Annotated in this window: 28 protein-coding genes, 2 tRNA genes and 1 riboswitch; of the genes, 7 read left to right on the top strand and 23 right to left on the bottom strand. The window is 68.6% G+C overall.

Going from position 1 to position 24,136, the window contains the following annotated elements; translation table 11 throughout:
• Nucleotides 1-33: 33 nt before the first annotated feature.
• From mnhG to F790_RS0106790, 9 genes are all read right to left on the bottom strand, one after another.
• A complete protein-coding gene (mnhG, locus tag F790_RS0106830) occupies nt 34-441 on the bottom strand; it encodes a monovalent cation/H(+) antiporter subunit G (RefSeq protein WP_019589686.1) in 408 nt (135 codons plus the stop codon).
• The gene (locus F790_RS0106825; RefSeq protein ID WP_019589687.1) at nt 434-715 is read right to left on the bottom strand and encodes a monovalent cation/H+ antiporter complex subunit F; all 282 of its coding nucleotides are present in this window, start codon (nt 713-715) and stop codon (nt 434-436) included. Before F790_RS0106825 ends, mnhG begins: the two co-directional genes overlap by 8 nt.
• The gene (locus F790_RS0106820; protein ID WP_018870185.1) at nt 715-1,188 is read right to left on the bottom strand and encodes a Na+/H+ antiporter subunit E; all 474 of its coding nucleotides are present in this window, start codon (nt 1,186-1,188) and stop codon (nt 715-717) included. The genes F790_RS0106825 and F790_RS0106820 overlap by 1 nt, the downstream gene beginning before the upstream one ends.
• Nucleotides 1,185-2,699: a Na+/H+ antiporter subunit D gene (locus F790_RS0106815; protein WP_019021897.1), complete on the bottom strand. Its 1,515-nt coding sequence runs from the start codon at nt 2,697-2,699 to the stop codon at nt 1,185-1,187. Before F790_RS0106815 ends, F790_RS0106820 begins: the two co-directional genes overlap by 4 nt.
• Nucleotides 2,696-3,049 (bottom strand): Na+/H+ antiporter subunit C, encoded by a 354-nt coding sequence (locus tag F790_RS0106810; protein ID WP_018936755.1) that lies wholly within the window; start codon nt 3,047-3,049, stop codon nt 2,696-2,698. The genes F790_RS0106815 and F790_RS0106810 overlap by 4 nt, the downstream gene beginning before the upstream one ends.
• A complete protein-coding gene (locus F790_RS0106805) occupies nt 3,046-3,471 on the bottom strand; it encodes a Na+/H+ antiporter subunit B (RefSeq protein WP_018946994.1) in 426 nt (141 codons plus the stop codon). Before F790_RS0106805 ends, F790_RS0106810 begins: the two co-directional genes overlap by 4 nt.
• Nucleotides 3,468-5,771: a putative monovalent cation/H+ antiporter subunit A gene (locus F790_RS0106800; RefSeq protein ID WP_019591189.1), complete on the bottom strand. Its 2,304-nt coding sequence runs from the start codon at nt 5,769-5,771 to the stop codon at nt 3,468-3,470. The genes F790_RS0106805 and F790_RS0106800 overlap by 4 nt, the downstream gene beginning before the upstream one ends.
• A gap of 116 nt (nt 5,772-5,887) precedes the next feature.
• Entirely contained in the window at nt 5,888-6,577 is a 690-nt protein-coding gene (locus tag F790_RS0106795; protein ID WP_019569740.1) for a TIGR04211 family SH3 domain-containing protein, read from the bottom strand.
• Nucleotides 6,578-6,979: 402 nt separating this feature from the next.
• Nucleotides 6,980-8,356, bottom strand: a complete 1,377-nt coding sequence (locus tag F790_RS0106790) for a hypothetical protein (protein WP_019591188.1) — start codon at nt 8,354-8,356, stop codon at nt 6,980-6,982.
• A 200-nt stretch (nt 8,357-8,556) separates the two neighbouring features.
• Between F790_RS0106790 and F790_RS0106785 the strand changes: the two genes are divergently transcribed.
• Together F790_RS0106785 and fabA are read left to right on the top strand one after the other, a co-directional pair.
• Nucleotides 8,557-8,871 (top strand): hypothetical protein, encoded by a 315-nt coding sequence (locus tag F790_RS0106785; protein WP_018870192.1) that lies wholly within the window; start codon nt 8,557-8,559, stop codon nt 8,869-8,871.
• A 94-nt stretch (nt 8,872-8,965) separates the two neighbouring features.
• The gene (fabA, locus tag F790_RS0106780; protein WP_018870193.1) at nt 8,966-9,478 is read left to right on the top strand and encodes a 3-hydroxyacyl-[acyl-carrier-protein] dehydratase FabA; all 513 of its coding nucleotides are present in this window, start codon (nt 8,966-8,968) and stop codon (nt 9,476-9,478) included.
• Between the two features lie 6 nt (nt 9,479-9,484).
• Here the strand turns inward: fabA and F790_RS0106775 are convergent, their stop codons facing one another.
• Genes F790_RS0106775 through F790_RS0106760 form a run of 4 tightly spaced genes read right to left on the bottom strand, consistent with a single transcriptional unit; the run spans nt 9,485 to nt 12,833 of the window.
• Entirely contained in the window at nt 9,485-10,339 is an 855-nt protein-coding gene (locus F790_RS0106775; RefSeq protein WP_019591187.1) for a trans-aconitate 2-methyltransferase, read from the bottom strand.
• A complete protein-coding gene (locus F790_RS0106770) occupies nt 10,336-11,397 on the bottom strand; it encodes a glycosyltransferase family 4 protein (RefSeq protein ID WP_019589689.1) in 1,062 nt (353 codons plus the stop codon). The genes F790_RS0106775 and F790_RS0106770 overlap by 4 nt, the downstream gene beginning before the upstream one ends.
• On the bottom strand, nt 11,394-11,792 hold the full coding sequence (locus F790_RS0106765; RefSeq protein ID WP_019591186.1) for a 6-carboxytetrahydropterin synthase: 399 nt from the start codon (nt 11,790-11,792) through the stop codon (nt 11,394-11,396). Before F790_RS0106765 ends, F790_RS0106770 begins: the two co-directional genes overlap by 4 nt.
• A gap of 36 nt (nt 11,793-11,828) precedes the next feature.
• Nucleotides 11,829-12,833, bottom strand: a complete 1,005-nt coding sequence (locus F790_RS0106760) for a zinc-binding alcohol dehydrogenase (RefSeq protein ID WP_019589690.1) — start codon at nt 12,831-12,833, stop codon at nt 11,829-11,831.
• An 80-nt stretch (nt 12,834-12,913) separates the two neighbouring features.
• Between F790_RS0106760 and F790_RS0106755 the strand changes: the two genes are divergently transcribed.
• Together F790_RS0106755 and F790_RS0106750 are read left to right on the top strand one after the other, a co-directional pair.
• Complete coding sequence (locus F790_RS0106755) at nt 12,914-13,687, top strand: CDP-alcohol phosphatidyltransferase family protein (protein WP_018870198.1); 774 nt, start codon at nt 12,914-12,916, stop codon at nt 13,685-13,687.
• Complete coding sequence (locus tag F790_RS0106750) at nt 13,684-14,295, top strand: YceI family protein (protein WP_018870199.1); 612 nt, start codon at nt 13,684-13,686, stop codon at nt 14,293-14,295. The genes F790_RS0106755 and F790_RS0106750 overlap by 4 nt, the downstream gene beginning before the upstream one ends.
• 52 nt (nt 14,296-14,347) lie before the next feature.
• Here F790_RS0106750 and F790_RS0106745 read toward each other — a convergent pair whose 3' ends face one another.
• The 6 genes from F790_RS0106745 to gltX form a co-directional block, all read right to left on the bottom strand.
• Nucleotides 14,348-14,578, bottom strand: a complete 231-nt coding sequence (locus tag F790_RS0106745) for a putative motility protein (protein WP_018870200.1) — start codon at nt 14,576-14,578, stop codon at nt 14,348-14,350.
• A 74-nt stretch (nt 14,579-14,652) separates the two neighbouring features.
• Nucleotides 14,653-15,273: a class I SAM-dependent methyltransferase gene (locus tag F790_RS0106740; RefSeq protein ID WP_019591185.1), complete on the bottom strand. Its 621-nt coding sequence runs from the start codon at nt 15,271-15,273 to the stop codon at nt 14,653-14,655.
• Nucleotides 15,274-15,678: 405 nt separating this feature from the next.
• A tRNA-Glu gene (locus tag F790_RS0106735) sits at nt 15,679-15,754 on the bottom strand.
• A 24-nt stretch (nt 15,755-15,778) separates the two neighbouring features.
• Nucleotides 15,779-16,006, bottom strand: coding sequence for a hypothetical protein (locus F790_RS0106730; RefSeq protein WP_026332881.1), 228 nt, complete (start codon nt 16,004-16,006; stop codon nt 15,779-15,781).
• Between the two features lie 24 nt (nt 16,007-16,030).
• A tRNA-Ala gene (locus F790_RS0106725) sits at nt 16,031-16,106 on the bottom strand.
• Nucleotides 16,107-16,149: 43 nt separating this feature from the next.
• Nucleotides 16,150-17,556, bottom strand: coding sequence for a glutamate--tRNA ligase (gltX, locus tag F790_RS0106720; RefSeq protein ID WP_019591183.1), 1,407 nt, complete (start codon nt 17,554-17,556; stop codon nt 16,150-16,152).
• A gap of 168 nt (nt 17,557-17,724) precedes the next feature.
• On the opposite strand from gltX, the gene F790_RS0106715 reads away from it, so the two are divergent.
• A complete protein-coding gene (locus F790_RS0106715; protein WP_051076731.1) occupies nt 17,725-18,144 on the top strand; it encodes a DUF4399 domain-containing protein in 420 nt (139 codons plus the stop codon).
• Nucleotides 18,145-18,241: 97 nt separating this feature from the next.
• On the opposite strand, the gene F790_RS0106710 is transcribed toward F790_RS0106715, so the two are convergent.
• Complete coding sequence (locus F790_RS0106710) at nt 18,242-19,243, bottom strand: cytochrome-c peroxidase (protein WP_018870206.1); 1,002 nt, start codon at nt 19,241-19,243, stop codon at nt 18,242-18,244.
• A gap of 169 nt (nt 19,244-19,412) precedes the next feature.
• A riboswitch (cobalamin riboswitch) is annotated at nt 19,413-19,644 on the top strand.
• Between the two features lie 126 nt (nt 19,645-19,770).
• Here F790_RS0106710 and F790_RS0106705 point away from each other — a divergent pair.
• A complete protein-coding gene (locus tag F790_RS0106705; RefSeq protein ID WP_026332880.1) occupies nt 19,771-20,886 on the top strand; it encodes a porin in 1,116 nt (371 codons plus the stop codon).
• A 19-nt stretch (nt 20,887-20,905) separates the two neighbouring features.
• Entirely contained in the window at nt 20,906-21,472 is a 567-nt protein-coding gene (locus tag F790_RS0106700) for a cytochrome c (protein ID WP_026332879.1), read from the top strand.
• A 203-nt stretch (nt 21,473-21,675) separates the two neighbouring features.
• On the opposite strand, the gene cobM is transcribed toward F790_RS0106700, so the two are convergent.
• The 3 genes from cobM to F790_RS0106685 are packed head-to-tail and all read right to left on the bottom strand — an operon-like array spanning nt 21,676 to nt 24,133.
• Nucleotides 21,676-22,440, bottom strand: coding sequence for a precorrin-4 C(11)-methyltransferase (cobM, locus tag F790_RS0106695; protein WP_019591180.1), 765 nt, complete (start codon nt 22,438-22,440; stop codon nt 21,676-21,678).
• Nucleotides 22,440-22,868: a cobalamin biosynthesis protein gene (locus F790_RS0106690; RefSeq protein ID WP_019591179.1), complete on the bottom strand. Its 429-nt coding sequence runs from the start codon at nt 22,866-22,868 to the stop codon at nt 22,440-22,442. Before F790_RS0106690 ends, cobM begins: the two co-directional genes overlap by 1 nt.
• Nucleotides 22,869-22,897: 29 nt before the next feature.
• On the bottom strand, nt 22,898-24,133 hold the full coding sequence (locus F790_RS0106685) for a bifunctional cobalt-precorrin-7 (C(5))-methyltransferase/cobalt-precorrin-6B (C(15))-methyltransferase (protein WP_019591178.1): 1,236 nt from the start codon (nt 24,131-24,133) through the stop codon (nt 22,898-22,900).
• Between the last annotated feature and the right edge of the window lie 3 nt (nt 24,134-24,136).

The following is a 24,136-nucleotide window of genomic DNA, read 5'->3' as shown; positions in this document are numbered from 1 at the left end:
TGGGCCGGTCGTGACCGGACCCCAAGGGATCGGTCAGCCGCGGTCGCGTTCTTCGGCGGGGGCAGAGGATTTCCTGTCCTCCGGCTTGTCCTCCGAAGCGAGGGTGTGGGTCTCGGGATCGTAGCGATCCTTCAGTTCGTCCTTGAGGGTCCCCTCCCAAAGCGGGATGCCGACGAAATAGCCGGCGCGGCCGATCAGGTGCGCGGCCACCGGGGCAGTCAGGATGATGAACACCACGATCGCCAGCGCGCGGGCGGTGACGGCGCCGTCATCGAAGAACACCGCGGCCGCCACCACCATGGTGCCGCCCCCAAGGGCGCCGGCCTTGGTGGTCGCATGCATACGGGTCAGCAGGTCGGGCATGCGCAGCGCGCCCAGCGCCGCCAGCAGCATCAGCAGCGAGCCCAGCAACAAAAGGAAGGCGGTGATCCACTCAATCATCACTGCGGTAACCTCCCTTCTCCAGATACCGCGCGAAGCCCACCGCGGCGAGGAACGCGGTCAGCGCCAGCACCACGGCCACGTCGAGGAAGTTGGCCGCCCCCGTCGCCACCGCATGCGTGGCGATGAACCCCACCGTCAGCGAGGCGATCAGCTCCAGCGCCACGACCCGGTCCGGCAGGCTGGGGCCCTTGATCAGGCGTATGAAGATGATCACCAGCGCCAGGCTGAGGATCACGAAGGTCGCGTTCACGGCCCAGTCGAGAATCGGCATCAGTCGATCAACTCCATCACGCGGCTTTCCATGTCCCGCAGTTCCTGCCGCAGCTTGTCCTCGTCCTGCAGGTACATCGCATGGATATACAGCACCTTGCGATCGGTGGAGACATCCAGACTCAGCGTGCCCGGGGTCACCGAGATCAGGTTGGCCAGCACGGTGATCTGCGCATCGGTATGGGCCCGCAGCGGGAACGCGATCACACCGGGCTTCATCAAATGGGTGGGCGTCAGGACGTCCCAGGCCACCACCAGGTTGGCCTTGATCAGATCATAGATGAAGAACGCGATGAAGGAGATCACCTTCGGCACCTTCCAGAAGAAGCTGCTGTGATCCGCCTTGCGGTTGAACGCGACCCACAGGGCCATGTAGCTGAACACCAGACCGGAGAGCAGGCTGGTCGCGGTGAAGCTGCCCGTGAGCATCATCCAGGCCAGGGCCAGCAGGAGGTTGAGTGCGAGCAGGTTCATTGCGCGTCGCCCCCCAGAATCGCCTCAACATAGGCATCCACGTCCAGCATCTGCTCACCGGCGGCCATGGCCAGCTGCAGGAACGGCTCGGCCGCCACGCCCATCAGCACCGCCAGCCCGGCCAGGGCGGCCACCGGCGCATACAGCAGCCACAGCCCCCCGCGCTCGGGCCAGGCCGGCCCGTTCGCCGGGGCCTGCTCGCCGCGCGGGTCGGCCTTCCAGAACGCCTCGGCCCAGATCTTGACCATGGAGTAGAACGTCAGCAGGCCGGTGATCAGCGCGATCGCCACGATCCAGTAGGCCTCGATCTCCAGACCCGCGCGCACCAGCATCAGCTTGACCAGAAACCCGGACAGCGGCGGCAGCCCGGCCAGCGACAGCGCCGAGATCAGGAACAGCACCGACAGTCCGGGGTGCGTGCGGTACAGCCCGCCAAGATCCTTCAGCTCGTGGGTGCCACGGGCGAAATAGGAGATCCCGCTGATCAGGAACAGGTTGGTCTTGACGATGCTGTGATGGAGGATGAACAGCAGCGAACCGGCCAGCGCCAGCGGGGTATGCAGGGCCAGGCCCATGATGATGTAGCCGATCTGGCTGACGCTGTGGAAGGCCAGGATGCGGCGGAACTCGAACTGCGCCGCCGCGCCCAGCACGCCCACCAGCATGGTGAAGCCGGAGCCCCACAGCAGGATGTTCTGGGTGACCTCCGGGGCCTCGGTGAACATCAGGGTGAAGAAGCGGATCAGCGCGTACACCCCGACCTTGGTCAGCAGCGCGGCGAAGATCGCCGAGATCGCCACCGGCGGGGTGTGGTAGGAGGCCGGCAGCCAGAAGAACAGCGGGAATGCCGCGGCCTTGATCGCGAAGGCGACCATGAACAGCACGCCCACCACGGTCACCAGACCGGTGTTCTCGGCCTCGCCCATGTAGGCCGCCAGCTCCGCCATGTTCAGGGTGCCGAACAGGCCGTAGGTCAGACCCACCGCGGCCAGCAGGATCAGCGACGACACCAGGTTGAGGGTGACGTACTTGATCGCCCCCTCCATCTGCGCGCGCTCGCCGCCGAGGATCAGCAGCGCGAACGACGCGACCAGCAGGACCTCGATCCACACGTACAGGTTGAAGATGTCCCCGGTAAGGAAGGCCCCGGCCACCCCGGCGAGCAGCAGCTGCAGCAGCGGGTGGTAGCCGAAGCGCTCGTGATCCGGGGTCATCGAGACCAGCGAATACAGCGCGACGATCAGCCCCATCACGCCGGTCAGCAGGACCATGGTCGCACTCAGCAGGTCGGCCGCCAGCACGATGCCGAACGGCGCCTGCCAGCTCCCCATGTGCATGGCCAGCACGCCTTCGTTCCACACCGCCACCAGCAACCAGATCCCGGCGGCGGTCAGCGAGAGGCCACCGACCACGCCGACCACGCGCTGCACCCCGCGCCACTGCCAGAAGGCCAGCGCGAGCGCCCCGAAGAACAGGGGGATGATGACCGGAAGGGCGACCTCGATCCTCACGTGTCCGTATCCTTCATTTCGTCCAGGTCATCCGCGCCCACCACCTCGTAGGCGCGATGGATCAGCACCACCGCAAAGGCGAGCACGCCGAAGCTGATGACGATCGCGGTGAGGATCAGGGCCTGCGGCAGCGGGTCGGCCACCGCACCCTCGGGCGTAAGCATGCCTTCGGGGATCAGGGGCGGCGCGCCGCGGGTCAGGCCCGAGGTAGCGAAGATGAGCAGGTTGGCGGCATTGGACAGCAGGATCAGGCCGATCACCAGCTTGACCAGGCTGCGCCGCAGCATCAGGTAGGTGGCCGTGGCGAACAGTACGCCCACCAGGATCGCGAGCAGGGGTTCCGCAGTCATTCTTCCGCCTCCGCCAGGGCCAGGACGATGGTCAGCACGGTGCCGATCACCACGAGGTACACGCCGATGTCGAACACCAGCGGGGTGGAGAGCTTGAGCTCGCCGAACAGCGGGACCTCCACGTCCCACCACAGCGAGGTCAGATAGGCACGCCCCTGCAACAGCGCGGGCACTCCCGACACGGTCGCCAGCAGCAGACCGATCCCCAGCATGTTGCGCGGGTCGATGCGCAGAATGGCGCGCGCCTTGTAGACATCGAAGGCAAACATGTACAGCGCGAAGGCCATCGCCGCCACCAGACCGGCGATGAACCCGCCGCCCGGCTCGTCATGGCCGCGCAGCAGCAGGAACACCGAGAACAGCAGCAGCAGTGGCAGCAGCAGCCGCGTCCCCGTCTGCAGGATGAGCGAGCCGGCCATCATGACTTGCGGTCCTCCGCACGGAACTTGATCATCGCGTACACGCCCACCGCGGCCAGCGCGAGCACGAACAGCTCGCCCAGGGTGTCCAGGGCACGGAAGTCGACCAGGATCACGTTGACGATGTTGCGCCCGTAGGCCGACGGCTCGGACTCGGCGGTGTGGTATTCGGAGATCGCCGGGAAGTACTGCACGCCCAGGGTGGCCATCAGCACCGCGGTCATGGTCACGCCTACCGCCAGCGAGGCGATCACGTCACGCACCCGCGTGAGCGGATTGGAGAACTTCAGGAAGCTCGGCAGGCGGAACAGCACCAGCACCAGCAGGATCACGGTCAGGGTCTCGACCAGGACCTGGGTGATCCCCAGATCCGGCGCGCTGAAGAACACGTAGATCAGCGCGACGCCGAAGCCCACGATGCCCAGCGAAGCCACCGCGGCCAGCCGCGAACTGGTGGTGGCCACGAAAATGGCGGCCAGTGCGACCAGGGCGACGATCACCCACTCGTGGATCAGGATGTCGTCGAAGCGCACCGAGATCTCGAAGCCGCCCAGGGCCGCAAACGTGCCCACCACCAGCGCCACCGTGGTCAGCATGGTGACCATCACGTAGGTGCGCAGGTAGCCGTTCTGCAGCACCCGCGTCTGGAACGCCGAGAACCACACCAGTCCGTCCATGAAGCGTTCGTAGCCACGCTCCGGCGCGATGCGCCCGGCCGGCACCATGATGCGTCCGATGCCGGCACGCACCGAATCCCAGAAGCGATAGATCACCAGACCCGCGGCCAGACTCAGCAGCGACATGCCCAGCGGCAGATTGATGCCGTGCCACAGCTTGAGCTCCATCCCGGTATCGGCCCCGTGGATGGACATCGCGGTGGCCGCCACCAGCGGCTGCGCCAGCGCCGGGAACAGACCGAGGATCAGCCCCAGCACGGAGAGTACCGCCGGCCCGGCCAGCATCGCACCCGGCGATTCATGCGGGGTGCGCGAATAGTCCGGCCGTTTGCCAAAGAACGGCCGCAGGCCGACGATCGCCGCCACCGCCACCACCAGGATGGCCGAGGCCAGCGCCAGCAGCGGCAGGACCACGGCCAGGGCGTCGGGGGCGCCCAGGGCTGCCTCCAGCATCAGTTCCTTGCCGACGAAGCCGAACAGCGGCGGCAGCCCGGCCAGCGACAGCGCGGCGATCACCGAGAACGCCGCGGTCAGGGGCATCGCGCGGCGCAGCCCGCCCATGTTCGGGACTTCCTTCTCGCCGGTGCCGTGGTCGATGGAACCGGCGAGCATGAACAGCGCGCCCTTGTACAGCGAATGCGCCAGCAGGAAGGTCGCGCCGGCCATGGCGGCATACGGCGTGCCGATGCCGATCAGCATGGTCAGCGTGCCCAGCGCCATCACCGTGGAATAGGCCAGCAGCTTCTTGATCTCGGTGCTCTGGATGGCCATCCAGGCGCCGGTGAACATGGTCACCGCGCCGAACAGGCCCAGCGTCCAGGTCCACAGCTCGGTGCCGCCCAGCTCCGGGTTCAGGCGCGCCATCAGATACACGCCCGCTTTCACCATGGTGGCCGAGTGCAGATAGGCCGAGACCGGCGTGGGCGCGGCCATCGCGTTGGGCAGCCAGAAATGGAACGGGAACTGGGCCGACTTGGTGAAGGTGCCCAGCAGGATCAGGATCACCAGCGGCAGGTACAGCGCATGCTCGTGCAGCGAATCCTCGCCGGCCAGGATCTCCGAGAGCTCCCAGGACCCGGAGGCAACGCCCAGCAGCACCAGACCGGCCAGCAGCGCCAGACCGCCACCCACCGTTACGATCAGGCCCTGCAGCGCGGCCTTGCGCGCCTTGAGATCCTCGTGGTTGTAGCCGATCAGCAGGTAGGAGGTGATGCTGGTCAGCTCCCAGAAGATGAACATCAGGATGATGTTGTCGGCCAGCACCAGCCCCAGCATGGAGCCCATGAACGACAGGATCAGCACGTAGAAGCGCCCGAGGTCGCGATGCGCCTCGAGGTAGCGCCCGGCGTAGCTGACCACGAACACGCCGATGCCCGCGATCAGCAGCGCGAACATCAGCGACAGGCCGTCGATCAGGAAGGAAAACTGGACATCCAGCCCGGGCATCCACTGCCAGGCCAGGCGCACGCTCTCGCCCGCCGCGACGGCGGGCAGGAAACTCGCGAAGTAGACGAACAGGGCCGCCGGCAACAGGGCCAGCACCCAGCCGCTGTGGCGCCCGGTGGCCCGATGCACCACGGGCGCCAGCGCCGCCACCACGAAGATTGAGAGTATCGCGAACAGCATCCAGATGGACGTCCTGACAGGGATCGGGGCAGACGCCCGGCGGGCGCCCGTCACAGAAGGGCGAAGGCTACCGGGTCAACCCGGGGCGCGCAACAGCACGCCCCGGCCGAGGGTCATCAGTTCAGCCAGTCACTGCGCCGACGGCGGGTCGGCAGGCGCGTGAGGATGATCCCCAGGATCGCGCTGCCCACCGCCACCGCAGCCCCGGTCATGAACCAGCGGCGGTCGCTGTCGGCGCGCATGACCTCGACCTGACGCCGGTAGTCCTCGGCGGCTTCGCGGGTCTCCAGGAGTTCCTCTTCCAGGCGCTCGTTGCGCCGCTGGATTTCCTGCGGCCGTTCGGCAATGTCGCGCAGCTCCTCGAGCTCTTCCTGCATGCCGGCCATGCGTTCGGACTGTTCTTCGACCTCGCGCTGCAGTTCATTGCGCTCGTCCAGCAGTTCGGCGATGCGGCCTTCCTGGTCGTCGGCGCCGGAACGGATCTCGGCCAGCTCCTCTTCCACCTCGGCGAGGCGTTCGCGCGCATGCGGCTCGTCCTGCAGGTAGCGGGTCAGGATCCATGCCTCGTTGCCACTGGGCAGACGGATACGGCTGTAGCCGCCGTCGTCCTCCAGCACCTGTACCTGGTCACCGGCATCCACCGAACTGACGATCCGTCCGCCCTGGGGACTGCTGTAAACGGCCGTCTCCAGACTGTCCGAGACGTATCGCGTCTGCGCCGCAGCCGGCGCAGTGCCTGCGACCATCAGGGCCCCCGCCAGCGACAGCACCACCAGCCCGTTTCGGATCTGCAACCTGCGCACCATGCCTTGCCTCGTCATTGGCCGCGCCCGAGCGGAGCGCGGCGATGTTTCGGAAGAGGGATCATTCTAGGGAAACACTGACCAATGTACACGCTCGCGTTGGCACCCCGGGTTTTCCGAGACAAGGCGCGTCGTGCAGCGGGTAGTGGTTCTACCCGCAAGCGGCGCAACGCAGGATCGGGGAACCCGGGGTGCCAACCCCCACAAGCCATTGAACACAGGGGCTCGGCCGCTTTTGCGCGCGCACGGCGTTGCGGTTCCCTTGTGCAGAGTAACTGCACGGCAGTCACCGCGCCTTGTTCGCACGCAAAAGCGACTCGAGCGCGAGCGTGTACATTGATCAGTGTTTCCCTAGGCAGGCGCTGGCGAATGTGCACGCATCCCTCCGGCTTCCGGTGACACGGTTCACGCCCCGTTGCGGCGCGCGGCCAGCCAGCGCCGGATGGCGGCCGGAACGAAGATGATCAGCTCGAAGGTCGCCGGCAGCAGACGCCGCAGTTGACAGGCCCCTACCGCCGCCAGGTACAGGATGCCCGCGAGCACGCCGAGCCCGGCGCTCAGCACCCCCCCGGCGAGGATGCGGGTCGCCTGCAGAAAGCCCACCACCCACACCGGCACCAGCGCCAGCAGCAGCGGGATCAGCAGCCCCAGCGCCGCCCCCACCAGCTGTTCGGCATGACGGATGCCGGCTGGCAGGGCGCGTTCCTCGCCTTCCAGCAGCAGGGTGACCAGTTCATGCTGGTAGATGAGCCAGTCGAGATGGAACCCGGTGAACGCCGATACCGCCGCCACCAGCACCAGAACCGCGATGGACAGTCCGGCCAGCACCCGCGGCGCCCAGCCGCCCCCCTCCATCAGCGCATGCGGCAGGACCCGGGTCACGCCGCGGGTCTCGGCCAGGATCCATCCGGCCAGGGCGGCGGTCCCCAGCAGCAGGTACAGCATCCATTCCGACCCGGGTGCCAGTGCGCCCGATGCGTTGGCGGTCTCCGGGAACATGCCGGCCAGCGCCGGGCCGAAGACATGCTGATGGACCACCACGGCCAGCGCGGCCAGGGCCAGGCCGGCCGCGCCCATCAGCCACTGGGTCGCCGCCTGGGCATGCGCCGGGAGGGCGCGCCGGACCGGACGGTCGACCTCTTCGCAACGCCCCAGCGCCCGGTCCAGGCGTTCGCCCTGGCGCTCCAGCCGGGCCAGGCGTTCCTGTACCCGCTCCAGATTGCCGACCATCTCGCGCAAAGGGCTGTCCGCGCGTCGCCGGGCCGACAGCAGCGCGCTGGCCGAACGCCGCTGCTCCTCCAGCCCGGAGCGGGCGATACGCAGGATGGTGTCCTCCATGTCCTGCGCCAGGCGCCGGCTTTCCGGCGTATCACTGGCAGGACCGCGCGCCAGGGCCTCCAGCCGTTCGACCCATTCGGGCTCCTGGATCAGCCGCTGCTCGTCGCGCTGATAGGCCTCGTCCAGCACGCGCAGCGTGTCGCTCGCCTGCTGGCGCAGGGCCGGGAGCTGGGCCAGGTCGTGCCCGACCATCTCCCCGTAACGCCGCTCCAGTGCCTCTACCGCGGAATGGATGCGTTCGGCCTCCAGGCGTTCCAGATGCCCGCCATGCCAGTCGCGCACCGCATCCCGCAGATGCAGGACCTGGCGGCGCAGGGCGCATACCCCCCGTGCGACCGCACCCGCCAGCGCCACGAGAAAACGCCGCAGCGGTTGTCGCGCAAGATCCAGCACGCCGATGGCGATCACGATCGCCAGGCTCCACAGCAGGACGGTAACCGCCACTCTTCCCCCTTTCGGTCCGCACCCGAAGCGACCGGAAGGCCGGCGTCCCCGGGAACGGTTTCGCGGTCTGTATGATGAACCCGATTATGCACGACCCGTACCCGGCTCGCCGCCCGCACCACCGACGCTGGGCGATCGTTCCGGCCTCAAGTTCCGCGGGGCCACGCCGATACCCCGATTAAATCTTCGGAGGATCCGCGATGCTTGATCTCGATCTCCTGTCCGGCCCGTCGGTGACCACCCGCGAGGAGCCGGAATGGCTGGACACCGGCTTCACCGCGGGCTGGATTCCGGCCTTCCGCCACCGAGGGAACGGCCAGGTCCATGCCAGTCAGCTGGAGGACGGGCGCCTGGCCAGCGCCCACATCCTGGACACCCTGCCCGCCGAGTGGGTGGCCGAACGCGACGCCCGGGGGCGCCCCGGCGCTCTGGTCCCGGAAGTCCAGGCCGGCTATCTGCGCGGGGACCGTTTCTTTACCCTCGCGGAGTTGCTGCGCTACCCGGCCGACGCCTGAACCGGCCTTTTCCCGCCGCCGTGCAGCGCGGCGGGAATTGCTTTTGCCCGCCGGTTTCGGTCCAATACCGGGCTTTTCCCCCGAGCATCTTTCAATGCAGAAGAATCAGTACGATCGCGATGAACTCCTGGCCTGCGGCTACGGCAACATGTTCGGCCCGGGCAATGCTCAGTTGCCGGTGCCCAACATGCTGATGATGGACCGGGTCACGGAGATCAACAGCGACGGCGGGCAGTTCGGCAAGGGCGAGATGGTGGCCGAGCTGGACATCCACCCCGATCAGTGGTTCTTCGCCTGCCACTTTCCGGGCGATCCGGTGATGCCCGGCTGCCTCGGGCTGGACGCGATGTGGCAGCTGGTGGGGTTCTATCTGGCATGGCTGGGCAACCCGGGGCGCGGGCGCGCGCTGGGCGTGGGCGAGGTGAAGTTCACCGGCCAGGTGCTCCCCACCGCGGAGCGGGTCACCTACCATGTGGAGATGAAGCGGGTGATCTCGCGCAAGCTGGTGCTGGGGATCGGCGACGGCACGGTGCAGGTGGACGGCCGCACGATCTACGAGGCCAGTGACCTGCGCGTCGGCCTGTTCACCTCCACCGAGAATTTCTGAGCGGCGTCACCCGGCAGCCACCCCCGAGCCCCGTCCCGGGGCCGGGGGCAGCCCCAGTACGTCCCGATGCCCGACGCGCAGGCGGCAGCCGTCGCCGATCACTGCATCCCGGCGCCGCGCGGCCCAGGCCCGAAAGTCCCCGGCCCGTGTCGGCTCCATGGCAGCCGCCGCTTCGGCCCAGCCGTCGATCAGGGCCCGCACCAGCGCCGGCCTGGCCGCATCCAGCTCCCACGGTGAGGCGGCCGCCTCCACGCGATAACCATGACGCTCCAGCGCCCGCTCCAGGTGCATCGCCGCTCCCGGCCCCAGCGACGGCCCGAAACCCTTGTCGGTGCCCTGGTGACGATTGACCGCCGCCAGCAGGTCCGCGTCCTCCGGGTCCGGCTGCGACCATTCGATCCGGCCGTCGTAGCTCAGCGCGAACAGTACCGCGGCCCCGCGCGCGGCACAGGCAGCGACCAGTGCATCCAGCCACCGGGCCGAGACCAGATCCAGCAGCGCCGCGCCGGTCACCAGCAACGGGTCGGGCGCCGCGCCCGGCAAGGCCGGAGGCGCGGCAGCGAAGTCCTCGACCCGCAGGTGTTCCACGCGTTCGCCGCCGGCGTCGCGGCGGGCCGCGTCCAGCAGGGAGGCATCATGATCCACCAGGGTCCAGAGCTGCAGGTCCGGCAGCCGCGGAGCGAGCCAGCGCAGGTTCGAACCGGTGCCGGCGCCCAGATCCAGCACCCGCAGCGGTGCCTCGTTCGCTCCCCGAACCCGCACCACCCACTCCGCGAGCGCGTCGGCCAGGGACGCCGGGCGCGCCGCATGATCCACGGGCTCGCGCAGGCCCAGCCAGTCGCGATCGAAGTGCTCGCTCATGGTGTCAGCTCGCGCAGCGCCCGATCCATCGCGACGACCGCCTGTGGCCAGTCGGGCATCTGCCGCGCGGCCCGTCGGCCGGCGGCCCCGGCGGCAAGCCAGGCTTCCGGGCGCTCCAGATAATCCGTCAGCGCGGCGCGCAACGCCGGGACGTCGCCCGGCGGCAGGCGGGCACCCGCGGCGGCCGGCACGGTGTACGGGATCGCACCACCGGTGGTGGCGATCACCGGCAGGCCGCGCGCCATGGCCTCGGTATACACCATGCCGAACCCCTCGTATTCGCTGGGCAGGACGAACAGCGACGCGCCATCGAACCAGGCATCGAGATCGGCCTCGTCGCAGGTTCCGGTGACGGTGACCCGGTCCCGCAGACCGCTGTCCTCGATCTGCTGGCGCAGGCGACACACGAATCCCGGGTCGCGATCCGCCGGCCCGGCCAGTACCAGATGCCAGGCGCGATCCGTGAGTCCGGCCAGCGCGGCGATCAGGTGGTGCTGCCCCTTGCGCGGGATCAGGGCCCCCACCGCCAGCAGGCGCGGCGGCTCCCCGGGACCGGGTCCCGATGCCTCCGCCTGACGTTCCACACCGGGCGGGACCACCCGCAGACGCGGACGCTCGATTCCCCATCCGGCCAGCACGTCGGCGGTATACGCGCTGGTGGTGACGATCCCGCGGCTGCTTCTCAACCCGGCCCGCTCCAGCGCGAGGAGCTCGCGGCTGCGCGCGGGTTCCAGGCCGGTCTCCAGCCCGAGCGGGTGATGCACCAGCGCGAGCAGACGCAGCCGCTGGGCATGGCGCTCGAGCACCTCGGGGAAGGCGCCGCCCGCGAGGCCGTCGACCAGCACCCGCTGGCCGTCGGGGGCCGCCGCCAGGGCCGCATCCAGCGCCGCCGCAGCGTCCGCGGAAGGCCCGGGGAAGTCGCCCTGAAGTTCGTCGACCGCCGTCTTCCAGCCGTGCTCGCGCAGGCCCGCCAGCATGCGCGCATCGAACCGGTAGCCACCGGTGGGCTGATCCAGCGCCCCGGGAACCAGCAGGCGCAGATCGGCGGCCTCGCTCAAGGAGCCGCCTCGTAGGCGGCCCAGGCCACGTGGGATTCGTGCAGGGTCACGCAGACCGCGTCCAGGCCCCGTGCGGAAGCGCCCAGACGCTCCTCGTGGATGGCGGTGGCGATGCGTCCGTGAATCGCCCGGGCGAGGAATTCGGTTGTGGTGTTCTGCCCCTCGAACTCGGGTCGGTCGTCCAGGTTCTGGTAGTTCAGTTCCGCGAGGATGCTGCGCAGCACCTCGCCGGCCCGGCCGATGTCGACCACCAGACCGTCGTCATCCAGCTCGGCCCGGCGGAAGGTCACGTCCACCTCGTAGGTGGCGCCGTGCAGGTTCTGCGCGGGACCGAACACCTCACCGGCGAAGCTGTGGGCAATCATGAAGTGATCGCGGACGTTCAGGCTGTACATGCGGGAGTCTCTCCTTGGCAATTCGGTCGGACTCGTTCAGACCCACACGGGGTCGGGATCGGGATAACGGATGCGATGGCACAGTGTCGTGGCGGCCTCGGGCCCGGCTACCCGCGGCATCACCCGCGGCAGGTCCTCGAAACGATCCTCGCCGCTGATCAGGACCTCCAGCACCGGATCGGCGAGCAGCTCCAGCGCCAGCGCCAGACGCCGGTGGTAATCCCAGCGCGCGGCGCGTGCCGGCGGGATACGGCCCACCTGGCTGCTGCGCAGCTCCAGACGCCGCGAATGGAACCCGGCGCCCAGCGGCAGACTCACCGGCGCATCGCCATACCAGCTGGCCTCCACCACCCGGGCCTCGGTGCCCGCCAGCTCCAGCGACTGCACCAGCCCGTCGCCCTGACCGCTGCAATGGATCACCGCATCGCGCGACGCGGGAGGCAGCGCCTCGCGGGCATCCGCCGGCGTATGCAGCGTCAGACCCAGCGCCCGCGCCGGTTCCGCCCGCGCGGGCTCGGGGTCGATCAGATCCACCTGCGTGCCCGGGATTGCACGGATCAGCCAGGCGCACAGGAACCCGACCACCCCCGCACCGATCACCGCCACCCGGTCGCCGGGACCCGCTCCGGCGTCCCACACGATGTTCACGGCCGTTTCCATGTTCGCCGCCAGTACCGCGCGCGCGTCCGGGACCGCGTCCGGGATCGGCACCAGCATGGAATCCGGCGCGTTGTAACGGTCCTGGTGCGGGTGCAGACAGAACACCCGTTCGCCGGCACGCTTGCCGGACTCGACCACGCCTGCGCTGATGTAGCCGTATTTCACCGGCGCCGGGAAATCCCCTTCCTGCAGCGGTGCCCGCATCGCGGTGTACTGATCCGGCGGCACCCGCCCGCGGAACACCAGCGACTCGGTGCCGCGCGATATCGCGCCATAGCGGGCCCGCACCCGGCACTCCCCGGAGGCCGGCGGCGGCAATTGCGCATCGCGGATCTCGCCCTCGCCGGGCGCGGTGATCCAGAAGGCTCGTGCGCGGTTCATGCGGGCTTTCGCGACCAGAGGGACACTGCGCCATCCTCCCGGTGAATGAAGCCTGCAGTGTAGCCGAGGAAAGCCCGTCCATGCCCGCCCCCACCGCCCTGCACAGGCCGCTCCGCTCCACCGATCTGGTTCTCGGCGGACTGCTGGCGCTGGGTGTTGCGACCCTCATTACGAGCCTGACCCCGGTCGGCCCCGCTCTGCTGCCCGCAACCGCCCTGCTCTGGGCGCTGCTGTGGGGGCTGCTGGTGACCGGTGCCGGGCACGCCGGCGGCCTGCCCGCGGTCCCCGGGCCCGGCAACCGCGTAACCCTGATGCGCGCGGCCCTCGCGGCCCCGGTCGGGGGCCTGGCGCTCCTCGCACCGATGCCCGCGTTCCCCCTGCCCGATGCCGGACTGGCCTGGGTCGTCGTCCTCGCCCTGCTGGTGCTGTTGCTGGATGGGCTCGACGGCGCCGTGGCACGGCGCAGCGGCACCGCGTCGGCGTTCGGCGCGCGTTTCGACATGGAACTGGACGCGGCACTCATCCTCGCGCTGTCCGTGCTTGCGTGGCAGCCCGGACCCGCTGGCCCCTGGGTGCTGGCAATCGGGGCCATGCGCTATCTGTTCGTGCTGGCCGGGCGCGGACTGCCCTGGCTGCGCGCGGATCTGCCGCCCAGCCGGCGCCGCCAGGCGGTGTGCGTGCTACAGACCCCGGCCCTGCTGATCGCGCTCACCCCTGCCGTTCCAGCGGCGGCGGCCGTCGCCGCAGCGGTCCTGGCGCTGGCCATGCTCACGGTTTCATTCGCCGCGGATATCGTCTATCTGTATCGGAACAGACCCGGTTCACATCCCCAGACCCCGGAGGAAACCCCATGAGCCACCGATTCCGCACCCTGGCCGCGACGGCCCTGCTGAGCCTGGCATCGGTGCTGCCCGGAACCAGCCTGGCAATGGACGAGTGGGAGATCGACACCGAACATTTCGCGGTGGGCTTCCTCGTCGATCATGCCGAGTTCGCCCGGGTCCTGGGCATGTTCCTCGAGGCCGAGGGGTCCTTCATGTTCGATCCCGACACGGGCGAGCTGGGCGAGGGGTATTTCGTCGTACAGACCGACAGCGTGTTCACCAACCACGAGGAACGCGACGACCATCTGCGCAACGAAGACTTCCTCGACGTGGAGAACTACCCCGAGATGCGGTTTACCGCCACCGACTACGAACCCACCGGGGAGGACAGCGGGCAGCTGACGGGGGATCTGGAACTGCTGGGCGAAACCCGGCCGATCACCCTGGACGTCACCATCAACAGGGTCGGACGCTACCCGTTTCCGCTGGGCGGCATCTTCTCCCGCCCCTACGTGCTGGGCGCCTCGATGCGGGGCGAATTCCAGCGCAGCGACTTCGGCATGGATTACGGACTGATCCGCAACATCGTGGGCGACACGGTGGAACTGATCATCGAATTCGAGGCACAGCGGCAGTAACCGCCCGAGCCCCGCAAAAAAAGGCCGGAGACCGTCGATCTCCGGCCCTGCCTCAGGCCGTGGTATTGACCAGCGTCCCGACATTGTCGGGCAGCGCTGCGGCCGCACCGGCCGCTGCTTCCACCCCGGCACTGCCCGAAACGTCGGGCATGCCGTCGATCAGCTGCGCCACCGCGGCTTCCTCGGCCTCCATGGCACGATTCATTACCGCGACATCCTTCTGCTGCATCAGGCTGGCTTGCTGCATCTGCACGGCCTGGGATACCGCTGCGTTGACATCCATGGGTACCTCCCTGGCGTTGACAGGCGTTTGCGAATGGACAGGACGCCTGCAGGGGCGTTAGCGGCGGCTATCGATCAGACTTGAGGGTCCTCCTGAGCCTTTTTTCCGGATCCGGCGGGACGCGCGGTGAAGCGCCGCATCACGCCCCGGGCCACCCGGTCCTGCGGATCGATCGCAAAACCGGCGGCGGACACAGCGGCTTCGGTATCCCGGTTGGGATGACAGCCACCGGCCACACAGGTCCAGGCCGGCTGCACATGGTCCTGCATCCGCGCCAGCAACGGACGCGTGTGGCGCACATGCTCCAGCATCCGCAGCTCGCCCTCCGCGCCAAGGACCCGCCGCACCTCGTTCAGGGCAGCGGGCGGATCCTGCACCGAACAGAACACCAGCCCGGATACCACCGCATCGAACTGCCCCTCGACGAACGGCAGGGCCTCGGCGCGGGCCACCACCAGCGGCACCCCGGGAGCGCGGCGTCGCGCACTCCGCAGCGCGAGGAAATCCGGCTCCACGCCAATGACTTCCGCCGTCTGCGGATACAGCGGCAGATTGCGCCCGGTTCCGCAACCGACCTCCAGGATCCGTCCCCGGGCCCCGGATACCAGGCGCAGCCGCCAGCGACGCAGGCCCAGCGCATCGGCCAGCACCATGAAGCCATCGTAGAGCCAGGGGATCTGTTCCAGTCCGCGCATGTCCTCGTTCCGTATTGATTCACTGTCGGAGAAACCGTGAACTGTATCGCATGTCGCACCCGCAACCGGAACCTCTCTCCGGTTATCCCGTCACAGCTGACGAGTGGTGACGAAAAACCCTCCACGGGTGTTTCCGTAACCCCGGTCACGATGTGGCCACTGCATGGTGTTGACCCGGTCCCCGACCGGTACACCGAGACAACCGACTCCCTCCGTCACACGGTTGTTTCAGTACCTTGAGCCCGGCTCCCGGCCGGGCTTCTTTTTTATGCCCTTCCCCTCCGTTGCCCTTGTCGCCCTTCCAGTTGACACGGATCAACAAAGAAAGGGATCTTCGGCGGCTGATTCCGGACCAGAACGAAAAAGGCCCGGATCCAGTGCGTCTGGATCCGGGCCCTTGGAATATGGCGTCCCCACGGGGATTCGAACCCCGGTCGCTGCCGTGAAAGGGCAGTGTCCTAGGCCTCTAGACGATGGGGACGCAGAGGCAACGTCATGCTGCAAACTAGTCAGGAGGTCCTTGCGGCCTTTCACTTCCGCGGCTGTCTTTCGGACGATGCAGGATGGTTGTCACCACACCGTTGAAAACCAGCAGGAACCCCAGCGGGACCATTGCGACCAGTGGCTTGGACCATGTCTGCTCACCGGCAAACATCAACCCGAAACCGCCGAACAATCCCACAATCGACAAAACCAGCCCAACGTAGATGGAGATCATTCCAAAACGATGCATCGCTGATCCTGCCATTCGCCGTAATGGTGGAGCCAGGCGGGATCGAACCGCCGACCTCCTGCATGCCATGCAGGCGCTCTCCCAGCTGAGCTATGGCCCCGTAACCGGCGAGGTGCGTAATGTAGCCACACCCCTTATTCGTGTCAACCCGCTTGTGCGGAAATCTTTGCGATGGCCCGCTCGATCCGTTCCAGCGAGCGCTCGCGTCCGATCAGCTCCAGCGTGTCGTCGATCGGTGGCGATACAGTACCGCCCGTCAGCGCCACACGCAATGGCTGGGCGACCTTGCCGAGCTTGAGTTCCAGCCGCTCGGCGGTGTGCTGCACCACCTCGTGCAGCGCCTCCTTGTCCCAGGCGCCGAGGGCACTGAAGCCGTCATGCAGAGTCTGCAACACCTCGCGGGCCTCCGGCGTCAGCTGCTTGCGCTCGGCCTTCGGATCGTATTCGTCGAAGTCGCGATAGAAATACACGCTGTTCTCGGCCATCTCGCGCAGCGTCCGCGCCCGTTCCCGCTGCGCCAGCACCACCTGCCGCAGTTCCGGCCCCTCGGCGGGATCCACGCCCAGCTGCCCGAGATGCCAGCCCAGCTCCAGCGCCACATGGTCGGGGTCCAGGGTCTTGATGTAGTGCTGATTCAGCCACAGCAGCTTGTCGGGGTTGATGGCCGAGGCGGACTGATTGACGTCCTCGATATCGAACAGGCGCACCAGCTCGTCCAGCGAGAAGATCTCCTGGTCCCCGTAGGCCCAGCCCAGCCGCACCAGATAGTTCAGCAGCGCCTCGGGCAGGTAGCCCTCCTCGCGGAACTGCATCACCGACACCGCCCCGTGGCGCTTGGACAGCTTCGCGCCGTCCGGCCCCATGATCATCGGCAGGTGCCCGTAACGCGGCGGTTCCACACCCAGGGCCCTGAGGATGTTGATCTGGCGCGGGGTATTGTTCAGGTGGTCGTCGCCACGCACCACATGGCTGATGCCCATGTCCATGTCGTCCACCACCACCGTGAGGTTGTAGGTTGGCGAGCCGTCGGAGCGGGCGATGATCAGGTCGTCCAGTTCGCTGTTCTGGAACGCCACCTTGCCGCGCACCATGTCATCAACGATGGTGGCGCCCTCGTCCGGGGTGCGGAAACGGATCACCGGATCCACGCCTTCGCGCGGTTCGGTTCGGGCGCGACAGCGGCCGTCGTAACGCGGTTTTTCCTTGCGCGCCTTCTGCTCCTCGCGCATCGCATCCAGCTCTTCCTTGGTGCAGTAGCAGCGATAGGCATGCCCGGAGGCCAGCAACTGGTCGATCACCTCGCGGTACCGGTCGAAACGCTCGGTCTGATAGAACGGCCCCTGGTCATAGGTCAGGCCCAGCCAGTTCATGCCCTCGAGGATCGCATTCACCGACTCGGCGGTACTGCGTTCGAGATCGGTGTCCTCGATACGCAGTACGAACTCGCCACCATGGTGGCGGGCGTAAAGCCAGGAGAACAGCGCGGTGCGGGCACCGCCTATGTGCAGATAGCCGGTCGGACTGGGGGCAAAACGGGTACGAAAGGCCATGCGCGAACACTCGCTTCCGGTAGTCAACAGGGCCACACAGGGTAGCAGACGACCGCGTCCTTGACCCCGCCCCGGACCGTCTACACTTCCTTCAGGGACCCCGAGACCCGGTCCCTGCGCCCTTCACCCGGAAAAGGAGATTCTCCGATGATCAGAAACCGGATCTTCATGGCCTCGTCCGTGGCCCTTGCCGCCGCGCTTGTCCTGCCCGTATCGGCGCTCGCCGATCGCCCGGCACCCGCCGAGGGGACCGAGGTCTACTTCATCAGCCCGCAGGATGGTGACACCGTCGAGGGCCCGGTACATGTACGCATGGGACTGCGCGGCATGGGGGTAGCCCCGGCCGGCGTCGACGCCGACAACACCGGGCACCACCACCTGCTCGTAAACAAGCCTCTGGACGAAGTGGACCTGGATGCCTCCCTGCCCTTCACGGACCACAAACACCACTTCGGAGGTGGTCAGACCGAAGGTGAGGTAGAACTGGAGCCCGGCACCCATACCCTGCAGCTGCTTTTCATGGACTATCGCCACATCAGCTTCGACCCGCCGGTGGTTTCCGAAAAAATCACCATCACGGTGGAATAGCGGCACCCATCAAAAAGGCCCCCTCCAGGACATGGAGGGGGCCTCGAAAGCCTCGACGAAGGGGGCATCAGGGTTCAGCCGCTGAGCCCCCGATGGATCACGGCAGGGCCGGGATGGTGATGTCCGGCATCTCGCCGGTCAGGGCGTGCATGAACGCCTCGATGTCTTCCAGCTCGTCTTCCGTGAAGTCGGTGTCCAGCATCTCCTGACCCATGATTTCAATGGCTTCCTTCAGGGTCTCGGTCTCGCCATTGTTCATGTAGGGGTAGGTCAGGGCCACGTTGCGCAGCGTCGGGGTCTTGAAGGCGTACTTGTCGCGTTCCTCCCCGGTCACCAGATAGCGCCCCTTGTCCTCGGAACCGGGCACCTGGATCTGGTGGAAATTCGAGTCGGTCAACGCCGGGCCACGGTGGCAGGCCACGCAGCCGTTGTCCGCGAACAGGGCCATGCCGCGCTTCTGCTGCTCGGTCATCGCGTCGTCGTCACCCACCAGCCAGCGGTCCAGATCGGAGTTCGGCGTGTTCAGGGTACGCTGGAACGAGGCCAGGGCCTTGGCCACGTGATCGGTGTTCACGACGTTGTCGCCGTCATAATCCGGGTACGCCGCATCGAACATCTCGATGTACTCGGGGAAGTCCTCCAGGCGCGCGATCGCCTCTTCCAGCGGCATGGCCATCTCCACCGCATCCTGGATCGGACCCAGGGCCTGGCCTTCCAGGTCATCCTCGCGGCCATCCCAGAACTGGGCCTCGAAGAACCCGGAGTTCAGCACCGTCGGGCTGTTGCGCTCGCCCACCTGGCCGGCATGCCCAACGGCACGCGGGATGCGGTCGGCCCAGCCCAGCGCGGGGTTGTGGCAGGTGGCGCAGGAAATGACGCCCGAGCTGGAGATGCGCGGCTCGAAGAACAGGAACTTGCCCAGCTCCACCTTCTCGTCGGTCAGGGAATTGTCGGCCGGGATCGGCGGCAGGGCCGGCAGCGGCTCGAACATGTCGCGGTACTGGTCGTAATCGCCGGCGAACGTCGGGGCGGAGAGGCCCAGGGCCACGGCCGTACAGGCCGAGACGAGCAGCCCCCGGAAAATGCGCTTCTTCTGCATGGTTCGCTCCTTTTTATTGGTCTGGATGCGGCCCGGCTACAAACCGTCACCACATGGACTCAGTCTAAAAGAAATACCCCCATCACGGGCCGGCCGGGTGGTGCAATCCTGCGTAACCTTGATACAGATCAACCCGGCTCCGCCCTTGCCCGCGTGACGGGACGCGGTTACAGTCCGCCCGCCTTCAGGTGCCCCGGCCCACGACGCCGGGGATAATCGGGAAGCCGGTGCGTGAATCGACGTTCGCAATGCCGGCACTGCCCCCGCAACGGTAGGCGAAGACAGGCGGATCCAGTGCCACTGCGGCGCATCCACGGGATGCCCGCGGGAAGGCGATCCGCCCGGGATGTCCTGCATCCCCTTCGCGAGTCCGGAGACCGGCCTGGAGGAAACCCGACGCCGCGGCGGGCGGCCGAGCGGGACGGGGCCGGTGTGTCCGCCCCCTTCCCCCCTGCTCCCTTGCCCGACTGCCGGCGTCGTTTCATCCACGGCGTGCGGGGTCGCACGTCCAGGGGAGCAACACAACAATGAAAAGCACCCAACCTCAGCCGGGGCGGCCTGCCGTGCCGGCCCTGGCCTCTCTGTGCCTGATGGCGGCCGCGGGCATCGCACCGGCGCAGGCCGGTTTTGAATTCGGCGACGCGGAGGACGGCCTGCAGGTCACTCTGGATCCGCTGATCCAGGGCCGTTACAGCTACGAGCATGACCCGGACGGCTCCAGCAGCGAATTCGATTTCCGGCGCGCCTGGCTGGACACCTCGGGCACCCTGTTCCACCCCGAACTGAGCTTTCGCCTGCAGCCGGATTTCAGCAGCGGCGAGCTGTCCATGCGCGACATCTGGCTGCAGTACGGCCCGGGCGAACACCTGGGCCTGCGGGCGGGCCAGTTCACCGTCCCCTTCGGTCTGGCGCGGGACATCGGCGGCCCCAACCGCCTGTTCACCGAACTGAGCATCGCCGGCAACCAGTTCGAGATCCCGGCCGGACGCGATACCGGGCTCGCCCTGCTGGGTGGCGCGGGCGACGACCGCGCCTGGGCGGTCGGGATATTCGATGGCCGCGGGCGCCTGGATCAGCGCGACGACCGGCCCTCCACCTCCGGGCACCTGTTCAGCGCCCGTGGCGCCTGGGCCCCGGTGGGGTCGGTCCCGCGCGACAACACCACGGTGGGCCGGGCCGTGGAGCGCACCGTTGCCCTGGGCGCCGGCCTGCAGGCCGCCAGCCGCAACCACCTGCGTGACTGGAGCCGCGGGCAGGAAGACACGGTCGACCGGCAGCGCGCCGACTGGGTCACCGCCACCGCCGATGCGGTGGTCAAGTTCGACCATACCTCGCTGTCGCTGGCGGCCTACCGCCGCAATGTCTCCCCCGACCGCACCGCGAGCTACCACGACCTGGGGGCCGAGCTGGAACTGGCGCAGTCGCTGCCGCTGGAGGACCTCGAGCTCGCCGCTCGCCACGCGGTACTGCGCCACGACGCCGGCGACGACCTGGACGGCGACGAGCGCTGGCAGCGCGAATGGGGCGCCGGCCTTAACTGGTACCACCGGGGGCAGCGACAGAAAACCCAGCTCATGTGGCTGGACCGCGACACCGACACCTCGAACTGGCAGCTGCACCTGCAGCACCAGTTCCGCTTCTGAACAAACAGAGAGAATCGCCATGAAACGGATGCCATCCATGCGCCGGCCGCTGACGGCCGGCCTGTCGCTGGTCCTGCTGCTCGCAGCGACCGGTACCGCCGGCGCGGAAGACGAGATCAGCGTGCCGATGCCGGGCCCCTGGGGCGAAGACTACGCGGAGACCCTGGACGACCCGGCCCGAGTCGACGCCACCGAGGCCTTCCAGCGCTTTCGGCAGCAGAGCATGCAGGGGACCTCGGCCACCTACCGCAGCATCGAGCAGATCCTGCGCTACGACGCACCGTTCGCCGAACGTCTGCCCGAGCTGGCCGACGAACTCGCGCGCGGGGCCGACGACATCGACACCTGGTTCGCCCGCGAGACACCGGCGCCCGACGGCGAACCCGGGGCCCTGCCCGCGGCCTGGGAGGACCCGGCGTTCGCCGAGTACAAGGCGGCATACCGCGAGGCCACGGCCGAGCTGCAACGCAAGGTGGAGGCGGCCGACGACCTCGAGGACGAGGGCTTTCAGCTACGCGCCACCGAGGCCCTGAACGGCGTGCGCCACCAGTGCCTCGCCTGCCACGACAACTTCCGCCGCCGCTGAACCACGCGGGAAAACGCGGAAACCGGGGCCGCCGCCCGGCGGTCCCTTTCCTTCATCCTGACCAGGAGCGCTCCACCTTCGCCTGCAAGCAGGCTCCTACATCGTCGCCAACTTGCAGTAGCCTGCTTGCAGGCGAAAAGCCCCGTGTCCCACGACACTCACCGGCGTGATCCCTGCCTGCGGAAGATCGGGGGCACCGCCGCTTAGTCCCCGTCCATGCCGCGGTAACGGCGCACATGCGCCGGGTCGTACAGCGCACTGTCGCGGAAATCCCCCGGGTCCAGCGCCGGGCCCACCAGGATCAGCGCCGAGCGCCGTGTGGTCAGGGCCTGCGCCCGTTCCGCGATATTCCCCAGCGAACCGCGCACCACGGTCTCGTCCGGCCAGCTGGCGCGGAAGACGATCGCCACCGGGCAGTCGCAGCCATAGTGCGGCCGCAGGTCCTCGACCACGGTCTCGATATTGTGCAGCGACAGGTGGACCGCGAGCGTCGCCCCGGTGGCGGCAAAGCTCGCCAGCCGTTCGCGCTCCGGCATGGAGGACGCCCGTCCCGGCGTGCGCGTCAGCACCACCGACTGCGCCACCTCCGGCACCGTCAGTTCCCGCCCCAGGGTCGCGGCGGCGGCGGAGAATGCCGGCACGCCGGGCGTGATGCTGTACTCGATCCCGGCCGCCTCCAGCCGACGGATCTGCTCGCCCAGCGCGCTGTAGACCGACAGGTCGCCGGAGTGCAGGCGCGCCACGTCCTGGCCCGCCGCGTGGGCGCGTTCGATCTCCCCCATGATCGCGTCCAGCGTCAGTGGCGCGGTGTTGACCACGCGCGCCCCCTCCGGGGCATGTTCCAGCACCGCCTCCGGCACCAGCGAACCCGCGTACAGGCACACCGGGCAGGCCGCGATGCGATCGCGCCCGCGCAGGGTCAGCAGATCGTCCGCACCCGGCCCCGCTCCGACAAAATGAACCGTCATCAAAACTCCTCGAAATTCCCGTCTGTCCCGTTCACCGTCCGCACCGCGACCGCGCAGCTCGCCCGTGCCGAGAGCCGCCGCGGCAGCAGCAGGCGCGCCCCGTCGCCGGCCACCGCCAGCGCCGCCGCCTCCGCCACCGAACCGACCCCGGCGACGGCACGCGAGCGCGCCGACTCCGTGGACAGGGCAGCGTCGCGCGCGGCCAGCGCGGCCGCCGACGCGAACACCGGCTCCAGCTCCAGGTCGCGCGCGGCCGTCCACAGCACCGGACTGTCGCCCTTGTGCGCCGGGGCCGCCAGCTGCCGGATCTCGATCGACTCGCCGCCCCCCGCCCGCAACCCGGCGTGCGCCTCGGCCAGCACCTCGCGGACCAGCGCCTCCAGTTCGCCGGCCGTGCAGGTCGAGGCGAAGCCGACGCCGGGGATCACCCGGACATGCGCCCCGCTCGGCGTTTCCCTCAGCTCCGGCGCAGCGACCACAGGGTCACCGGCCGCAGCGGCTGCCAGCCGGCCATGCCGCCCAGCGGCTCCGCGCGGCTGACGTTGATCCGCGTGAGCTCGCCGCCGTGGCGCTCGTGCGCCGCCGCCAGCACCGCGTCCCCTTCCACGGTCACGCTGCTGGCAACCAGCCGCCCGCCCGGGCGCAGCTGGCCCATGCAGTGCTCCACCAGCCCCGGCGTGGTCAGCCCGCCGCCGATGAAGATCGCGTCGGGTGGCGGCAGGTCTTCCAGTGCCTCCGGCGCCCGCCCGTGGACGGGACGCAGCGCCGGCACCCCCAGCGTGCTCGCGTTGCGCGCGATGCGTTCCAGGCGCTCCGCGCGCGGCTCGATGGCCACGGCGGTGTTGGCCGGATCCGCCAGCATCCACTCGATGCCGATGGCTCCGGAGCCGGCGCCCACGTCCCACAGGCGTTCGCCGCGTCCGGGCGCCAGCAGGGCCAGCGCCACCGCCCGCACCTCGCGCTTGGTGATCTGTCCGTCCTGCTCGAACTGCGCCTCCGGCCGCCCGGCACTCGCCGCCAGCACCTGCGCCGCCGGATCGGCCCGGCATTCCAGCGCCATGGTGTTCAGCGCCTCGATCGCGACCTCCGGCCAGGCCCCGGCGCGCGCGCGGACGGCCGCCTCGCGGTCCGCGCCCAGCGACTGCAATACGGTCAGGGTGGAATCGCCGAAGCCGAGTCCGGTCAGCCAGTGCGCCAGTTCCGCCGGGGTATCCCCGTCGCGGCTCAGGATCAGCAGTCGCGCGCCGTCATGCAGCCAGGGCCGCAGCGCCTCCATCGGCCGGCCGTGCACCGACAGGCAGCGGGTCTGCTGCAGCGGCCAGCCCATGCGCGCGGCGGCCAGACTGAACGCCGAGGGCGCCGGCCAGACGCAGGTCTGCGCGACCGGAAAACGCCGCATCAGGGTCGCGCCCACCCCGAACCAGAAGGGGTCGCCGCTGGCAAGCACGCACAGCGGCTGCCCGGCGCGCGCCTCGATCCAGTCCAGCGCGGTCTCCAGCGGCGACGGCCACACCAGCCGCTCCTGCCCCGGCCGCTCCGGCAGCATCTCCAGATGCCTGGCGCCGCCGATCACCGTCGCCGCCGTGTCCAGCGCCATGCGGGCATCCGGGGCCAGCCCGGCGACCCCCTCCGCGTCCACGCCGACGATGTTCAGCCATGGCGCTCGCTCCTCGTTGGTGGCTAGACTGGTCATCCT

The sequence above is a fragment of the Thioalkalivibrio sp. ALE20 genome, from assembly GCF_000381405.1.
Taxonomy (GTDB): domain Bacteria; phylum Pseudomonadota; class Gammaproteobacteria; order Ectothiorhodospirales; family Ectothiorhodospiraceae; genus Thioalkalivibrio.
Note: the sequence above shows the minus strand (reverse complement) of the source record. Positions and strands in the feature narration are given on the sequence as shown.

Excerpts from the sequence above, each read along its gene's own strand:
- F790_RS0106705 (WP_026332880.1), top strand. The coding sequence starts at position 19,771 with ATGAAAAGCACCCAACCTCAGCCGGGGCGGCCTGCCGTGCCGGCCCTG.
- F790_RS0106775 (WP_019591187.1), bottom strand. The coding sequence starts at position 10,339 with ATGAGCGAGCACTTCGATCGCGACTGGCTGGGCCTGCGCGAGCCCGTG.
- gltX (WP_019591183.1), bottom strand. The coding sequence starts at position 17,556 with ATGGCCTTTCGTACCCGTTTTGCCCCCAGTCCGACCGGCTATCTGCAC.
- fabA (WP_018870193.1), top strand. The coding sequence starts at position 8,966 with ATGCAGAAGAATCAGTACGATCGCGATGAACTCCTGGCCTGCGGCTAC.
- F790_RS0106810 (WP_018936755.1), bottom strand. The coding sequence starts at position 3,049 with ATGACTGCGGAACCCCTGCTCGCGATCCTGGTGGGCGTACTGTTCGCC.
- F790_RS0106685 (WP_019591178.1), bottom strand. The coding sequence starts at position 24,133 with ATGACCAGTCTAGCCACCAACGAGGAGCGAGCGCCATGGCTGAACATC.
- F790_RS0106805 (WP_018946994.1), bottom strand. The coding sequence starts at position 3,471 with ATGATGGCCGGCTCGCTCATCCTGCAGACGGGGACGCGGCTGCTGCTG.
- F790_RS0106765 (WP_019591186.1), bottom strand. The coding sequence starts at position 11,792 with ATGTACAGCCTGAACGTCCGCGATCACTTCATGATTGCCCACAGCTTC.
- F790_RS0106745 (WP_018870200.1), bottom strand. The coding sequence starts at position 14,578 with ATGGATGTCAACGCAGCGGTATCCCAGGCCGTGCAGATGCAGCAAGCC.
- F790_RS0106825 (WP_019589687.1), bottom strand. The coding sequence starts at position 715 with ATGCCGATTCTCGACTGGGCCGTGAACGCGACCTTCGTGATCCTCAGC.
- F790_RS0106755 (WP_018870198.1), top strand. The coding sequence starts at position 12,914 with ATGCCCGCCCCCACCGCCCTGCACAGGCCGCTCCGCTCCACCGATCTG.
- F790_RS0106740 (WP_019591185.1), bottom strand. The coding sequence starts at position 15,273 with ATGCGCGGACTGGAACAGATCCCCTGGCTCTACGATGGCTTCATGGTG.
- F790_RS0106700 (WP_026332879.1), top strand. The coding sequence starts at position 20,906 with ATGAAACGGATGCCATCCATGCGCCGGCCGCTGACGGCCGGCCTGTCG.
- F790_RS0106760 (WP_019589690.1), bottom strand. The coding sequence starts at position 12,833 with ATGAACCGCGCACGAGCCTTCTGGATCACCGCGCCCGGCGAGGGCGAG.
- F790_RS0106795 (WP_019569740.1), bottom strand. The coding sequence starts at position 6,577 with ATGGTGCGCAGGTTGCAGATCCGAAACGGGCTGGTGGTGCTGTCGCTG.
- F790_RS0106820 (WP_018870185.1), bottom strand. The coding sequence starts at position 1,188 with ATGAACCTGCTCGCACTCAACCTCCTGCTGGCCCTGGCCTGGATGATG.
- mnhG (WP_019589686.1), bottom strand. The coding sequence starts at position 441 with ATGATTGAGTGGATCACCGCCTTCCTTTTGTTGCTGGGCTCGCTGCTG.
- cobM (WP_019591180.1), bottom strand. The coding sequence starts at position 22,440 with ATGACGGTTCATTTTGTCGGAGCGGGGCCGGGTGCGGACGATCTGCTG.
- F790_RS0106750 (WP_018870199.1), top strand. The coding sequence starts at position 13,684 with ATGAGCCACCGATTCCGCACCCTGGCCGCGACGGCCCTGCTGAGCCTG.
- F790_RS0106710 (WP_018870206.1), bottom strand. The coding sequence starts at position 19,243 with ATGCAGAAGAAGCGCATTTTCCGGGGGCTGCTCGTCTCGGCCTGTACG.
- F790_RS0106715 (WP_051076731.1), top strand. The coding sequence starts at position 17,725 with ATGGCCTCGTCCGTGGCCCTTGCCGCCGCGCTTGTCCTGCCCGTATCG.
- F790_RS0106730 (WP_026332881.1), bottom strand. The coding sequence starts at position 16,006 with ATGCATCGTTTTGGAATGATCTCCATCTACGTTGGGCTGGTTTTGTCG.
- F790_RS0106785 (WP_018870192.1), top strand. The coding sequence starts at position 8,557 with ATGCTTGATCTCGATCTCCTGTCCGGCCCGTCGGTGACCACCCGCGAG.
- F790_RS0106800 (WP_019591189.1), bottom strand. The coding sequence starts at position 5,771 with ATGCTGTTCGCGATACTCTCAATCTTCGTGGTGGCGGCGCTGGCGCCC.